12 protein-coding genes are annotated in these 14,628 nt (G+C 72.7%); 6 read left to right on the top strand and 6 right to left on the bottom strand.

Annotation, left to right across the window (positions count from 1 at the left end):
- Nucleotides 1-26: 26 nt before the first annotated feature.
- Entirely contained in the window at nt 27-818 is a 792-nt protein-coding gene (locus AB0F56_RS26970; RefSeq protein ID WP_362014056.1) for an SDR family NAD(P)-dependent oxidoreductase, read from the top strand.
- A gap of 119 nt (nt 819-937) precedes the next feature.
- On the opposite strand, the gene AB0F56_RS26965 is transcribed toward AB0F56_RS26970, so the two are convergent.
- A complete protein-coding gene (locus AB0F56_RS26965; protein WP_362014164.1) occupies nt 938-1,714 on the bottom strand; it encodes a hypothetical protein in 777 nt (258 codons plus the stop codon).
- A gap of 5 nt (nt 1,715-1,719) precedes the next feature.
- Nucleotides 1,720-2,307, bottom strand: coding sequence for a papain-like cysteine protease family protein (locus AB0F56_RS26960; RefSeq protein ID WP_362014054.1), 588 nt, complete (start codon nt 2,305-2,307; stop codon nt 1,720-1,722).
- Between the two features lie 237 nt (nt 2,308-2,544).
- Between AB0F56_RS26960 and AB0F56_RS26955 the strand changes: the two genes are divergently transcribed.
- Complete coding sequence (locus AB0F56_RS26955) at nt 2,545-3,474, top strand: hypothetical protein (protein ID WP_362014052.1); 930 nt, start codon at nt 2,545-2,547, stop codon at nt 3,472-3,474.
- 30 nt (nt 3,475-3,504) lie between these two features.
- Here the strand turns inward: AB0F56_RS26955 and AB0F56_RS26950 are convergent, their stop codons facing one another.
- A complete protein-coding gene (locus AB0F56_RS26950) occupies nt 3,505-3,930 on the bottom strand; it encodes a Rieske (2Fe-2S) protein (RefSeq protein ID WP_362014050.1) in 426 nt (141 codons plus the stop codon).
- Nucleotides 3,931-4,045: 115 nt separating this feature from the next.
- Between AB0F56_RS26950 and AB0F56_RS26945 the strand changes: the two genes are divergently transcribed.
- On the top strand, nt 4,046-4,933 hold the full coding sequence (locus AB0F56_RS26945; protein ID WP_362014162.1) for a carbohydrate kinase: 888 nt from the start codon (nt 4,046-4,048) through the stop codon (nt 4,931-4,933).
- Between the two features lie 93 nt (nt 4,934-5,026).
- On the opposite strand, the gene uvrA is transcribed toward AB0F56_RS26945, so the two are convergent.
- Nucleotides 5,027-8,017 (bottom strand): excinuclease ABC subunit UvrA, encoded by a 2,991-nt coding sequence (gene uvrA / locus AB0F56_RS26940; RefSeq protein WP_362014049.1) that lies wholly within the window; start codon nt 8,015-8,017, stop codon nt 5,027-5,029.
- Nucleotides 8,018-8,215: 198 nt separating this feature from the next.
- Here uvrA and AB0F56_RS26935 point away from each other — a divergent pair, with 198 nt between their 5' ends.
- The 3 genes from AB0F56_RS26935 (at nt 8,216) to AB0F56_RS26925 (ending at nt 11,184) form a co-directional block, all read left to right on the top strand.
- Nucleotides 8,216-8,917, top strand: a complete 702-nt coding sequence (locus AB0F56_RS26935) for a maleylpyruvate isomerase family mycothiol-dependent enzyme (protein ID WP_362014047.1) — start codon at nt 8,216-8,218, stop codon at nt 8,915-8,917.
- Between the two features lie 49 nt (nt 8,918-8,966).
- Nucleotides 8,967-9,623, top strand: coding sequence for an MBL fold metallo-hydrolase (locus tag AB0F56_RS26930; RefSeq protein ID WP_362014045.1), 657 nt, complete (start codon nt 8,967-8,969; stop codon nt 9,621-9,623).
- A 268-nt stretch (nt 9,624-9,891) separates the two neighbouring features.
- Nucleotides 9,892-11,184: an MFS transporter gene (locus AB0F56_RS26925; RefSeq protein WP_362014160.1), complete on the top strand. Its 1,293-nt coding sequence runs from the start codon at nt 9,892-9,894 to the stop codon at nt 11,182-11,184.
- A 96-nt stretch (nt 11,185-11,280) separates the two neighbouring features.
- On the opposite strand, the gene AB0F56_RS26920 is transcribed toward AB0F56_RS26925, so the two are convergent.
- Complete coding sequence (locus AB0F56_RS26920; RefSeq protein ID WP_362014043.1) at nt 11,281-12,318, bottom strand: TerC family protein; 1,038 nt, start codon at nt 12,316-12,318, stop codon at nt 11,281-11,283.
- Nucleotides 12,319-12,615: 297 nt separating this feature from the next.
- Nucleotides 12,616-14,553, bottom strand: a complete 1,938-nt coding sequence (locus AB0F56_RS26915; RefSeq protein WP_362014041.1) for a TerD family protein — start codon at nt 14,551-14,553, stop codon at nt 12,616-12,618.
- Nucleotides 14,554-14,628: the final 75 nt, after the last annotated feature.

The following is a 14,628-nucleotide window of genomic DNA, read 5'->3' as shown; positions in this document are numbered from 1 at the left end:
CGACCGCGTGCGCTCGTTGGCCGGGCATGACGACGCAAGCGCGGGGACGGACGACGGGGCGGGCGACGGGCACGGCGGGGCGGCTCGCGGGCCGGGTGTGCGTGATCACGGGGGCGGCCAGCGGGATCGGGCGGGCGACGGCGCTGCTCTTCGCCCGCGAGGGGGCGCGCGTGGTCGCCGCCGACCTGGACGAGGAGCGGCTCGCGACGCTGGACGAGGCCGAGGTGCGGGTGGTCGGCGACGTCTCCCGGGAGGAGGACGCCCGGCGGATGATCACGACGGCGGTGGAACGGTTCGGCCGCCTCGACGTCCTGGTGGCGAACGCCGGCCTGATCCCTCTCTCGGACGTCCTGGAGGCGACCGGGGAGGAGTGGGACCGGGTCATGGCCGTGGACGGCAAGGGCACGTTCCTGACCTGCAAGTACGCGATCGAGACGATGGCCGGGCAGGAGGGCGGCGGGGCGATCGTGTGCACCTCGTCGATCTCCGGCGTGGCCGGCCAGGCCCGCCAGGCGGTCTACGGCCCGGCCAAGTTCGTGGCCTCCGGCCTGACGAAGCACCTGGCGGTCGAGTGGGCGGACCGCGGGATCCGGGTCAACGCGGTGGCTCCGGGCACGATCGACACGGAACGCGTCGCGGCGGGATGGAAGGAGCCGGGCGGCCCGGAGTATCTGACGGAGATCCGGGACCTCCACCCGATGCGGCGCTTCGGCACCCCGGAGGAGGTGGCGGCGGCCATCCTCTTCCTCTCCTCGGACGAGGCGTCCTTCATCACGGGGGTGGTGCTGCCGGTGGACGGTGGGTATCTGGCGCGGTGAGCGGGCCGGGACCCAGCGGGGCGCAGGCCGGTACCCGGGTGGGGACCGGGTACCGGCCTGCGGGCGGTGTCAGGCGGGGTGTCCGGGGTGCGCCCGGTCACCCCGCCCGCGGCGGCGGGTCAGGCCGTCGGCCTGTGGCGGCGCCACGCGCGCGTGGCGATGAGGGCGAGGGCCAGGGCCGCGCCCGCGCCCGCCGTGCCGGAGGCGACCGTGACGAGGGGCTCGTCGTGGGGAGCGGGCGGGGTGTCGTAGCCGCCCGCAGTGCCCTTGCGGGCGTACGCGGAGCCGGGCAGCTTGTCCGCGTAGGCCCGGGCGACCCGGTCCCGGTACGCGGTCAGGCTCGTCCCGTTCTTCCCGACCGCCCGCACCGCGTCCTCGTCCAGCGGGAGCACCTTCGCGCCCTTCTGGACGTACCACGCGTCGATCTGCGGCTCGCGGAAGACGATCCCGCCGGGCAGCGCCTTCGCGCCCTGCGCCGCGTAGCGGATCTCGTCGTCGCCGGTGGCGATGTTCACCACCTGCCAGCCCCCGCCCGCCTGCCGCACGGTCCACAGGGACGCCGTCTGCCCGTCCGAGGCGACCGCCTTGCTGGCGTGGAACTCGACCCGGGCGACCGGCGCGCCCGCCTTCCCGGCCACGAAGTCCGGGGAGAGCACCCGCACCGGGACGGAGGCGCCCTCGACACGAGGCTGCACCGCGGAGCGGGCGACGGCTCCGTCGCGGGCGAAGAACCGGGAGAGCGTCTCCAGGGTCTCGGGCGCGGACGCCGCCTTCTCGGGGGTCGCCGCGGGCGGCGGCGCGTCGGCCGCGGCGGCCGGCGCCGCGCCGCCCAGGACGACGAGGGCGACGAGGGCGGCGGCGGACAGGGACCCGGCACCGATGGCACGTACGTTCATCGTCGTCACGCCCCTATCCGGTAGAGGGAGTGCGTCCACGAGAAGGAGCTGTTGTCCACGTACCAGGCGTGCGAGGCCCAGTTGTAGCGGTCGCTGGAGGGCCAGGGGTCGCCCCAGTAGACCCAGCTGTCGGCGTCGTCGTAGCCGTAGATCACGTGCATGTGCCCGCCGCCGCTCGACCACTGGATCCGCGTCTCGATCGGGCGGTCCGCGTTGATCTCGGTCTGCACGGTCGGGTAGCGCAGCCAGCCCGTCACGTACGAGCCGGGGTTCACGCCCGCCCAGCGCAGGCCGGTCTGCACATTGCCGAGCGTGGCCTGATTGTTGGGGCAGTCGTAGCCCTGCTGGCGGTTGAAGGCGGCGTTGCAGAACTGGTTCTGGCTGTAGTTCCGGCCGAACCAGGTCGCGATCGTGTTGCCGGCGGCGGCCCAGCACCAGTTGGTCTTCTGCTGCGCCTGCATGGTGATGTTCAGCCGCTTGTACCCGAGGGCGGAGACGTCTTCGGTGGTCGGCGCGGCGGTCGCCGACGACATGGGGAGCAGGAAGAGGGCGGCAGCGGCGAGTGCCGCCAGGGACAGCTTTCTACTGCGCATCGCGTTCCTCCCGAGGCGGGGGGGTGGGGATGTGGGGAGTCGGAGGAGCGCGTCCGGACGCTGCTGAGGAGCATCGAACGTTGTCCGGATCCGGTCAACACGCTTCAATGCGGGGTGACGGCGGGCTGTGAACGGTGTGACCCGGGTGTGAACGCACCCCCTCGCGCCATCTGCGGGCCCGCCCCCGGCGCCGTGAGGGTGCACCGGCGTGGTCGTGAACGTTCACTGAGGAGTCCCGTGGGGCACACCGAGGCCGATCTGGTGCAGTTGCTGCACACCGGGCCGTTCCATCTGGCGCTGCGCACGGCCCTCGCGGTGCGCGGCCTTCCGCTCCAGCGGGTGCAGCACCATCTCGCGCACCGGGGCGTCAAGGTCGGGGTGACCAGCCTCAGTTACTGGCAGCAGGGCGCCCGTCGCCCGCAGCGGCCGGAGTCGATGAAGGCCGTCCGCGCGCTGGAGGAGGTGCTCCAGCTGCCGGACAACTCGCTGATCCGGCTGCTGGCGGAGGACACGGTGGCGCGCGGTGACGTGGAGCGGCCGGCGGCCCGTTCGTACCGCTCGCTGGTGGAGGCCTCGGGGGCGGTGGAGGCGCTGCTCGCCGAGCTGGAGTCGCCGGTGGACGGCGGGCTGCACACGGTCGGCCACCACGAGCGGGTCCGGATCGGGGCGGGGCGGGAGCTGGTGGGGCGGGAGTCGCAGCACGTGGTGCGGGCGCACCGGGACGGCATCGACCGCTATCTGGCCATCCACCACGGCGACCCGGGCTGCGACCCTGAGCGGGTGGAGGTCCGGGCGACGGAGAACTGCCGTACGGGGCGGGTGCGGTGGCACGCGGAGACCGGGGTGGTCGTCGCGGAGCTGCTGTTCGACGCGCGGCTGCGGGCCGGGGAGACGTACCTCTTCGGCTACGGCTTCGAGGACGGGACCGGCGGGCCGAGCGGCGAGTACGTCCGGGGGTTCAGCTTCGCGGGCGGACAGTACGTGCTGCAGGTGCGGTTCGACGAGGCGGCGCTGCCGGTACGGTGCCGGCGCTTCGCCCAGGCGTCGGCGGGGGCGCCGCGCGGCGGCCGCGCGGACCTCACGCTGAGCGGCCGGCACCGCACGGTGCACGTGGTGGAGCAGGGGGTACGGCCGGGGATCCTGGGGGTCGACTGGGACTGGTCGTAGGCACGCGCGCGTGCGCTACGCCTCCGGGCCTTACGCCTCCGGTCCCGCGACGAGCTTCCCGCCCTCGACCCGGACGGGGACCTCGGGGAGCGGGACGGTCGCCGGGCCCTGGAGGGCCTTGCCGGTGGTGACGTCGAAGCGGCTGCCGTGGCAGGGGCAGTTGCCCTCGTTGTTCTCGATCTTGTCGAGGACGCAGCCGGCGTGGGTGCACTGGGCGCTGAAGGCCTTGTACTGGCCCTCGGCCGGGCAGCTCACCAGGACCCGCTGCTCGCGGTAGAGCCGCGCCCCGCCGACGGGGACGTCCTCGGGGGCGCCGAGCGTCACCGGGGCGGTCGGGGTCGGGACCTGGGCGTGCCCGAGCTTGGACTCCGTGGAGCAGGCGGCGACACCCAGCCCGGCGGCACCGGCGAGGGCGGCGCCTTTCAGTACGGTGCGGCGGGCGGACTGGCCGGACATGGGCGCTCCACGGTGGGATCGGGGCAAGGGGTGACCGAACCGACGATACCGGCGCCTTCTCGGGGGCCTGCGCGGGGGCTGTCGTGGCAGGTGGGGCATGGGTTACGTTCACGGCGTGATCGTCGTCGCCGGTGAGTCCTTGATCGATCTGGTCCCGGACGGGGCCGCCGGGCCGCTGCCCGCGCTGGTACCCCGGCGGGGCGGGGGGCCGTACAACACGGCCGTGGCCCTCGGCCGTCTCGGCGCCCCGGTCGTCTTCTGCTCACGGGTGTCGACGGACGCGTTCGGCGAGGCGCTGATGGAGGGGCTGCGGGCGGCGGGGGTGGGGACCGGGCTCGTCCAGCGCGGCCCGGAGCCGACGACGCTCGCGGTCGCCTCGGTGGGCGCGGACGGCTCCGCGGAGTACGGCTTCTACGTCGAGGGCACGGCCGACCGCCTCTTCGCCCTGCCGGAGCGGCTGCCGGACGGGGTGCGGGCGATCGCGTTCGGCACCTGTTCGCTCGCGCTCGAACCGGGGGCGAGCGCGTACGAGGCGCTGATGCGGCGGGAGTCGGAGCGGGGCGTCCTGACGCTCCTGGACCCCAACATCCGGCCGGGCCTGATCCCGGACGCGGCCGCCTACCGCGAGCGCTTCGTCTCCTGGCTGCCGTACGTCTCGCTCCTGAAGCTCTCGGAGGAGGACGCGGCGTGGCTGGGCGGCACCCCGGCGCAGTGGCTGGAGCGGGGCCCGTCGGCGGTCGTCGTGACGCGCGGCGGGGCGGGCATGACGGTGCACACCCCGACCGCCGAGGTGTCGGTATCGGCGGTACAGGTCGAGATCAAGGACACGATCGGCGCGGGCGACACGGTCAACGCCGCCCTCCTCCACGGCCTCTCCGCCCGCCCCCCAGGGACCCTGACCCCAGAGTCCTGGTCCACCCTCCTGACGTACGCGGCCAAGGCCGCGGCCCTCACCTGCACCCGCCCGGGCGCGGAACCTCCGTACGCGAGCGAGCTGGGGTAGGGGCCCGGGGGTCCGGGGGCTCGCCCCCGGTTTCGGGGAGGGGCGGGGTGGGGGAAGGCGCGCCGCAGGCGCCGCCCACCCCCACCCGGCCCGTCACGCCTTGCGGGCCCGCGCCGCCGTCTTCTTGGCGGGCGCCGCCTTCTGCGCGGCCACCTTCTTCGCGGCCGCCTTCTTCGCCGGCGCCTTCTTCGCGGCCTTGGACGCACCCCGCGCCGCCGGCACGCTCGCGTCGCTGATGCGGTCCGCGCCCAGGATCTCGCGGAGGAACTTGCCGGTGTGGCTCGCCGGGACCGACGCGACCTCCTCCGGCGTGCCCTCGGCGATCACCAGACCGCCGCCGCTGCCGCCCTCCGGGCCCATGTCGACGACCCAGTCCGCGGTCTTGATGACATCGAGGTTGTGCTCGATGACGATCACCGAGTTCCCCTTGTCGACCAGCCCCGACAGGACCTTGATCAGCTTCGAGATGTCCTCGAAGTGCAGACCCGTCGTCGGCTCGTCCAGGACGTAGACCGTGCGCCCCGTCGACCGCTTCTGGAGCTCGGACGCGAGCTTCACGCGCTGCGCCTCGCCGCCGGAGAGCGTCGGCGCGGACTGGCCGAGCCGGACGTATCCGAGGCCGACCTCGTTGAGCGTGCGCAGGTGGCGCGCGATCGTCGGGACCGCCTCGAAGAAGTCCAGGGCCTCCTCGATCGGCATGTCCAGGACCTCGGCGATGGACTTGCCCTTGTAGTGGACCTCCAGGGTCTCCCGGTTGTACCGGGCGCCGTGGCAGACCTCGCACGGGACGTAGACGTCCGGCAGGAAGTTCATCTCGATCTTGATCGTGCCGTCGCCGGAGCAGTTCTCGCAGCGGCCGCCCTTGACGTTGAAGGAGAACCGGCCCGGCAGATAGCCGCGCACCTTCGCCTCCATCGTCTCGGCGAACAGCTTGCGGACGTGGTCGAAGACGCCGGTGTACGTCGCCGGGTTCGACCGCGGGGTGCGGCCGATCGGTGACTGGTCGACGTGCACGACCTTGTCCACGAGGTCGTCGCCGTCCACGCGCGTGTGCCGCCCGGGCACCGACTTGGCGCCGTTCAGCTCGCGCGCCAGGTGGGTGTAGAGGATGTCGTTGACCAGCGTCGACTTGCCGGAGCCGGAGACGCCGGTGACGGCCGTGAGGACGCCCAGCGGGAAGGACACGTCGATGTCGCGGAGGTTGTTCTCCCGGGCGCCGTGCACGGTGAGCCGGCGCGTGGGGTCCACGGGGCGGCGGATGTCCGGCGTCCCGATGGCCTTGCGCCCGGACAGGTACTGCCCGGTCATCGACTCCTTGTTGGCGAGCAGCTCCTTCAAGGGGCCGGAGTGGACGACCTTGCCGCCGTGCTCGCCGGCGCCGGGGCCGATGTCGACGACCCAGTCGGCGACCTTGATGGTGTCCTCGTCGTGCTCGACCACGATGAGCGTGTTGCCCATGTCCCGGAGCCGGACCAGGGTCTCGATGAGCCGGTGGTTGTCGCGCTGGTGGAGGCCGATGGACGGCTCGTCCAGGACGTAGAGCACGCCGACGAGTCCGGAGCCGATCTGCGTGGCGAGCCGGATGCGCTGGGCTTCGCCGCCGGAGAGGGTGCCGGCCGCGCGGTTGAGGGAGAGGTAGTCGAGGCCGACGTCGACCAGGAACCGCAGCCGCTCGTTGACCTCCTTCAGGACCCGCTCGGCGATCTTCTTGTCGCGGGCGTTCAGCTTCAGGCGGCCGAGGAAGTCGGCGCACTCGCTGATCGACATCGCGGCGACCTCGGCGATCGACCGCTCCATGACCGTGACGGCCAGGACGATCGGCTTGAGGCGCGTGCCCTCACAGGTCGGGCAGGGCACCTCGCGCATGTAGCCCTCGAAGCGCTCGCGGCTGGAGTCGCTCTCGGCCTCGCTGTGCCGCCGCTTGACGAAGGAGACGGCGCCTTCGAAGGCCGGGGTGGTGTACGCCCGCTCGCGTCCGTACCGGTTGCGGTAGCGGACCTCGACCTGGGTCTTGTGGCCCTGCATCAGGGCCTTCTTGGCCCTGGCCGGGAGCGCGGCGTACGGCAGGTCCGTGCGGAAGCCGAGCGCCTGGGAGAGGCCGCCGATGAGCCGGCCGAAGTACTCCTTGGTGTGGCCGTGGGACCAGGGGTGGATGGCGCCCTCGTCCAGGGACCGGTCCTCGTCCGGGACGATCAACTCGGGGTCGACCTCCATGCGGGTGCCGATGCCGGTGCAGTCCGGGCAGGCGCCGAAGGGCGAGTTGAAGGAGAAGGAGCGCGGCTCCAGCTCCTCGAAGGAGAGGTCGTCGTACGGGCAGTAGAGGTGCTCCGAGTACATCCGCTCGCGCTCGGGGTCGTCCTCGGCGAGGTCGACGAAGTCCAGGACGACCATGCCGCCGGAGAGGCCGAGGGCCGTCTCGACGGAGTCGGTGAGCCGGCGCTTGGCGCTGTCCTTCACGGTGAGGCGGTCGACGACCACCTCGATCGTGTGCTTCTCCTGCTTCTTCAGCGTCGGCGGCTCGGTGAGCTGGATGGTCTGGCCGTCCACCCGGGCGCGGCTGTAGCCCTTGGTCTGGAGGTCGGCGAAGAGGTCGACGAACTCGCCCTTGCGCTCGCGCACGAGCGGCGAGAGGACCTGGAAGCGGCTGCCCTCGGGCAGCTCCAGGACCTTGTCCACGATCGCCTGCGGCGACTGGCGGGAGATCGGGCGGCGGCACTCGGGACAGTGCGGCTTGCCGATGCGCGCGAAGAGCAGCCGGAGGTAGTCGTAGACCTCGGTGATGGTGCCGACCGTCGAGCGCGGGTTGCGCGAGGTCGACTTCTGGTCGATGGAGACGGCGGGCGAGAGACCCTCGATGAAGTCGACGTCCGGCTTGTCCATCTGGCCGAGGAACTGCCGGGCGTACGACGAGAGCGACTCGACGTACCGGCGCTGCCCCTCGGCGAAGATCGTGTCGAACGCGAGGGAGGACTTGCCCGACCCCGACAGCCCGGTGAAGACGATGAGGGAGTCGCGGGGGAGGTCGAGCGAGACGTTCTTGAGGTTGTGCTCGCGAGCGCCACGAACGATGAGACGGTCGGCCACGCCGGTCCGCACCTTTCTTGAGTGAGCGGAGGCACAGAAGTGCGGGTCGCAGATATGCCTGGAAGTACCTGGATGTGCCTGAGTACCCAACAACCAAGGATGCCGGATGCTTCCACCGAGCCTATAGCACGCACATTCGATTTCCGGCCGCACGGCGACCGCTTCACCCGAACGAGTGGCGGCGCTAGGGTCGGCCTCATGATCGACCACGTGCGTGACCTGGCCTCTGTACGCGAAGCGACCGAACGACTCCTCGACGCGGCCGCCTCCCTGGACAACGCGGCGCTCGCCGAGCCGTCACGGCTTCCCGGCTGGACCCGCGGCCATGTCCTGGCCCACATCGCCCGCAACGCCGACGCCCTGGTGAACGTTCTCCAGGGCCGGCCCATGTACGCGGACGGCGCCACCCGCGACGCCGACATCGAGCGGGACGCCCCGCGCCCGCCGGCCGCGCAGCTCGCCGACGTCCGCGAGTCCGCCGAGCGCTTCCAGGCCGTGGGCGCGGAGCCCGCCGACTGGGAGCGGACCGTGGAGCTCCGCAACGGTGTCACCGACCGCGCCGCCCGCATCCCGTTCCGCCGCTGGGTGGAGGTGGACCTGCACCACGTCGACCTCGGCATCGGCTACGAGCTGGCGGACCTGCCGGAGGAGTTCGTCCTGCGGGAGATCGACTTCCTCGCCGACCGCTGGTCGGGCCGCCCCGACGTCCCGCCGGTGACGCTCCGCCTCGGGTACGAGGAGAACAGCCCCAGCTGGCACACCGGCGGCGACAAGGGAGACCCCGTCGTCCTCGGCGGCACCCGCGCCGACCTGCTCGGCTGGCTCTCCGGCCGCGGCGAGAAGGGCGCCCACCTCGCCGTCCTCACGGGGGACCACCTCCCGGAGCTCCCGCCCCTGTAGCCCCGCCGTCGGGCCCCCGCCTGTCGGTGCCCGACGATAGGCTGAGCCCATGACGTACAGCGGAGCTGTGAAGGTCGGCGGGCCCGCCGATGTGCACGAGTTGACGGACCTGATGATCTCCAAGGTCGCCGTCGGCCCGATGGACAACAACGCGTATCTGCTGCGCTGTCGGGCGACCGGCGAGCAGCTCCTGATCGACGCGGCCAACGAGGCCCACACGCTCCTCACGCTGATCGGTGACGACGGCATCGCGTCCGTCGTCACCACCCACCAGCACGGCGACCACTGGCAGGCACTCGCCGAGGTGGTCGCGGCGACCGGGGCGCGGACGTACGCGGGCGCGTACGACGCGGAGGGCATCCCCGTGCCGACGGACGTCCTGGTCGAGGACGGCGACACGATCACGGTCGGCCGGGTCACGCTGACCGCCCGCCGTCTCGTCGGGCACACGCCCGGCTCGATCGCGCTCGTCTACGACGACCCGCACGGGCACCCCCACGTCTTCACCGGCGACTGCCTGTTCCCCGGCGGCGTCGGGAACACGTGGAAGGACCCGAAGGCCTTCGCGAGCCTGATCGAGGACGTGGAGACCAAGCTCTTCGCGGTCCTGCCGGACGAGAGCTGGGTCTATCCCGGCCACGGCAAGGACACCACGCTCGGTGACGAGCGGCCGAACCTGCCCGCGTGGCACGCGCGCGGCTGGTGACGGCCCCGGGGCCTGCCTGACCGGCGGAGGCGCACGGTCGATCACCGTGTGCTTCCGCGCGCCCCCGTAACCCCGGCGGACGCCGGGTAGTTGGCGCGACATGCGCCACAGTCACTCTCCGCGTCCGTCCCCGGATCCGGACTCGCCGCCCGATCCGCACGCTCCCGATCCTCCGGACACCCGCCCGGACGCCCCGGACGCCCCGGACGCCCCGGACGCCCCGGACGGCAAGGGATCCCCGGCCTCCCCCGCCGCGCCGCCGCCGTCCATGGCGCGGCTCGCCGCCGCCTCGCTCGTCGGGACCGCCATCGAGTTCTTCGACTTCTTCGTCTACGGGACCGCCGCCGCCCTCGTCCTCGGGCCGCTCTTCTTCCCGACCTTCTCCCCCGTCGCCGGGACCCTCGCCGCCTTCGGCACCTTCGCCGTCGGATTCGTGGCCCGGCCGCTCGGCTCCGTGCTCTTCGGCCACATCGGCGACCGGTACGGACGGCGCCCGGTCATGTTCGCCTCGCTGGTGCTCACCGGCTGCGCCACGGTGGCGGTCGGCCTCGTCCCGACGTACGCGACCCTCGGCATCGCCGCCCCCGTCCTGCTGCTCGTCCTGCGCTTCCTGCAGGGGCTCGGCCTGGGCGGCGAATGGGGCGGTGCCGTGCTGCTCACCGCCGAGCACGCGCCGGAGCGGCGCCGGGGGCTGTGGGCGAGCTTCCCGCAGGTCGGGCCGCCGGTGGGCTTCCTGCTCGCGAACGGCGTGATGCTGGTGCTGTCGGCGACGCTCACCGAGGCCCAGTTCCGGGACTGGGGCTGGCGCGTGCCGTTCTGGGCGGCCGGGGTGCTCGCGGCGGGCGGGCTGCTGCTGCGCTCCTCGCTCCACGAGACCCCGCAGTTCGAGGAGCTGAGCAAGACCGGGCGGCGGGCGAACGCCCCGCTCACCGAGGTGGCGCGGGAGCACTGGCGGCTCGTCCTGCTCACGGCGGGGGCGCTCGCCGTCGGGTACGCGGTCTTCTACACGGTCTCCACCTGGGCCCTGGCCTACGGCACCGAGCGGCTGGGGGTGAGCCGTACGACCATGCTGGTCTGCATCATGGCGGCGGTGGTGCTCTCGGGGATCGTGACTCCGCCGGCGGCGATGCTGGGCGACCGCTACGGCCGTCGCCCGCTCTGCCTGTTCGGCTGCGCGGCCTCGGCGGTGTGGATGTTCCCGATGATCGCCCTGCTGCACACGGGACGGCCGACGCTGATGTTCCTCGGCTTCGCGGGCGCGCTGCTGGCCTTCATCACGATGTTCGCGGTGGTCGCGGCGTACCTGCCCGAGCTCTACGAGCCGAGGGTGCGGTGCACGGGCGCGGCCGTCGGTTACAACCTGGCGGGCGTCCTGGGCGGGGCGCTGACGCCGATCGTGGCGACGGCGCTGTCCGAGGGCGCGGGCCCGCCGTGGGGCGTGGCGGCGTATCTGACGGTGGTCGCGCTGGTGAGCCTCGGCTGCTTCGCCCTGCTGCCGGAGACCGTGCCGGCCCGGTCGGAGGTGGCGGAGCGGGTTCCGGCGCAGGGCTTGTCCGCGTAAACCGCGTGAGGCTCCCCCGGAACGCGACGCGGCCGGTGCGGGCGGTGGTGAGCCGCCCGCACCGGCCGCGGTGCGTTCCTACGGTGCCGTACGCCGTCAGGCGCCGACGCTGTCCTTCTCGGTCTCGCCCGCCTCGGCGGCCGGGTTCTCGCCCTTCGCGGGGGCCTCGGCAGCCTCCGCCGCCTCGCGCTCCGCCTGCTTCTTGGAGGCGATGAGGCTGGTGATCGTGGTGATGACCAGGACGCCACCGATGACGGTGAGGGAGAACGGGATGGAGATCTCGGGGACGTGGACCCCGGACTCGTGCAGTGCGTGCAGCACCAGCTTCACGCCGATGAAGCCGAGGATCACCGACAGGCCGTAGCTGAGGTGGACCAGCTTCTTGAGCAGTCCGCCGATCAGGAAGTACAGCTGCCGCAGACCCATCAGGGCGAAGGCGTTGGCGGTGAAGACGATGTACGGGTCCTGGGTCAGGCCGAAGATCGCCGGGATCGAGTCGAGGGCGAAGAGGACGTCGGTCGTGCCGATGGCCAGCATGACGACCATCAGCGGGGTCAGCACCCGCTTGCCGTTGACCTTGATGAAGAGCTTCGTGCCGTGGTACTTGTCCGCGACGCCGAACCGCTTCTCGACGGACTTGAGGAGACGGTTCTCCTCCCACTCGTCCTCGTCCTCTCCGGCGCGCGCCTCCTTGATGAGCTTCCAGGCGGTGTAGATCAGGAACGCGCCGAAGATGTAGAAGACCCAGGAGAAGCTGGCGATGATCGTGGCGCCGGCGGCGATGAAGATCGCGCGCAGGACCAGGGCGATCAGTACACCGATGAGCAGCACGCGCTGCTGGAGGTGGGAGGGCACCGAGAACTTCGCCATGATCAGGACGAAGACGAAGAGGTTGTCGACACTCAGCGACTTCTCGGTGATGAATCCGGCGAAGAACTCGCCGGACGCCTGACTGTTGCCGAAGAACGCGAGGCCGATGCCGAAGAGCACGGCCAGGGCGATCCAGACGATCGTCCAGATTCCGGCTTCCTTGACCGACACGTCATGGGGCTTGCGCCCGATGAAGAAGTCGATCGCGATGAGGGCGCTCAGACCGAGAATGGTCAGCACCCAGAGAGTCGTCGAAACGTCCACTGCGCCTCCGGCGTCGTACGGCTACTTGATCAGCGTCGTCGCTGCCGGAGGTCTCTTCCACCCGGGCCGTACATGACGGGCCGGGCCGACGCCCCGGGATCGCCCCCCGGTCGGGGGTGCGTCCGTATTGACGGGAACGCCGCGCTAGGGGAGTACTCCCCTCCGCGCCAAGAACACTACCCGAAGAACCAAGAAAAGGTAAAGGCAAGGGTAAAGGCGACCCAAAGGGCCAGGTCAGCGGCGCTTCGCGTCACCCTTTCGCCAAGTCGACATCCCGTTGGGTCAGCCTCTTCCAGCTCAGCCGCCCCACTGGCGACGGGACTCCGCGACCCGGGCGAGGACCTGCGACAGCACCCCGCTGCCGAACGGGAAGAGCGGCGGCTCGTACGTCCAGGCGTGGCCGACCCACGGATCGGCGAGATGGTCGTCCGGTACCGGCGTGATCCGCAGCAGCGAGCGCCACAGCGGGTCGAGCACCGGGCCGTACGCGGAGGCGTCCTCGCGGTCCGCGACCATCATGAGGTGGACCCCGACCGCCGGGCCCTCGTCCGCGAGGTACCGGAGCCGGGTCACCGCCCGGTCGTCGAAGCCGTGCGGGAAGTCATGGACGATCAGGAGCTGCTCGGCGGTGTCCAGACCGGGCGGGAGCGCGTCGGGGGCGCCCGCCCGCAGCGCCATCTGCACCAGGTCCACCCGCTCGGTGAGCCGGCCGAGGACGTCCTGTACCCCGGCGGCTCCGGCGGCCGGCGGGCCCGCGAGCACGCCCGCCTCGACCAGGGGCGCGAGCGCCGCGGCCGCCGTGCCCGCCGGGTCGATGACATGGACCGTGAACTCGCCGGGCGGGTACACCGCGAGCAGCCGGGCCGCGTGCGCGACGGCGGTGTCCATCGCTAGGCGGCGCAGCTCGGCCTCGTCGAGCAGGGCCGCCGCCTCGGAGTGCTCGCGCCCCATGTCGACCCAGAGCCCGCGCTCCAGCGGGAGCCGGACGAGCATCGGGATGCGCAGCTCGGGCCGCTCGGGGAGGTGGAGGTCGCCGAGGCGGACGGCCATCGGGGCCTCCATGGGGACCCGGTAGGCGTGCCAGACGGGGTTGCCCCAGCCGGCGTAGGCGGGCGGCAGGGCCGGCTCGACGACCTGGCACTCGGCGGCGAGCTGGTCCAGGTCCCGGTCCAGGACCTCCTGGGCGCGGGCGGTGAGCTCGTCGTGCTTGGCGCGGGCGGCCGCGCGGGCGGCGTCCCCGGCGCCGCCGATCCGGCTCCGGGGGTCGGAGAGCAGGCCGTCGAGCTCCTTGTCGAGACGGGACTCGGCGAACTCGCAGGCGCTGCGGTACGCGGCGGTGGTGCGGGCGAGGTCCTCGAACATGCCCCACACCTGGTTGTAGAGCCGCTCGTCCATGGACCAGCCGCTCGCGTCCCCCGCGACGGGAACGGGCGGGGCCGGCCGGGGCGGCTCGGGAGCCGCCTGGCGGCGCCGCGGGTGGGCGTAGTCGATGGGGCCGCCGACCGTGCTCGTGGGCACGGGGGTGGACGGCGGGGGCGGCGGGGGCGTCGAGGCCGGCGGGGTCATCGGCACGGTGGGCGTCGCCGGCTCGGCGGCGGCCTGCGACTCGTGCGCCGCGGACGCCGACTGCCGTACGCGCTCGGCCTCGGGGACGCGCGGCGGCGGGGCGGAGACCGAGCGGGCCAGGCCCCTTGAGACGGCCTCCAGGATCGTGGCGGCCAGGTCGGCGGGGCGCTGGAGACCCTGGTCGCCGAGCATGGCCGCGAGACCGCCCTCGTACCCCTGGCCCATGGCGCGCACCTTCCAGGCGCCCTGGCGGCGGTACAGCTCCAGGGCGACGACGGCGGATTCGCGGTCGAGGCCGGTGATCGTGTACGTGGCGATCTCGGCGCCGTCGAGGCCGGTGACGGCGACGAACGGCGCCGCGGCCGCGCCGAAGCGGGTCGGTCCGCCGACGCCGACGGGCAGCGCGAGGAGGACCGAGAGCCGGTGCACGGCGGCCGGGACGGCGTCCAGGTCGACGGCGAGGCGGTGGTCGGCGGCGGCCTGCTGGGAGACCTCGACGCCGGGCAGCGAGGGCGAGCCGGGGTGGGCGATCCATTCGACGCCCGCGACCCGGCCTCCTTCGTCCGCGAGGGTGGCTCCGGCGACGACCGGATGGCCGGCCGAGACCCGGATCTCCAGTCGGGCGTCGGGCAGCGGGTGGTTCTGTCCCCGGACCAGCTCGGCCGTCATCGTCTCTGTCCCCTCGGATCCGATGGTGATGCGGGACAGCTCCCGGTGGCCTGCTGCCTCCGGGAGCTGACGGTG

Source organism: Streptomyces sp. NPDC026092, assembly GCF_040638605.1.
Taxonomy (GTDB): domain Bacteria; phylum Actinomycetota; class Actinomycetes; order Streptomycetales; family Streptomycetaceae; genus Streptomyces.
Note: the sequence above shows the minus strand (reverse complement) of the source record. Positions and strands in the feature narration are given on the sequence as shown.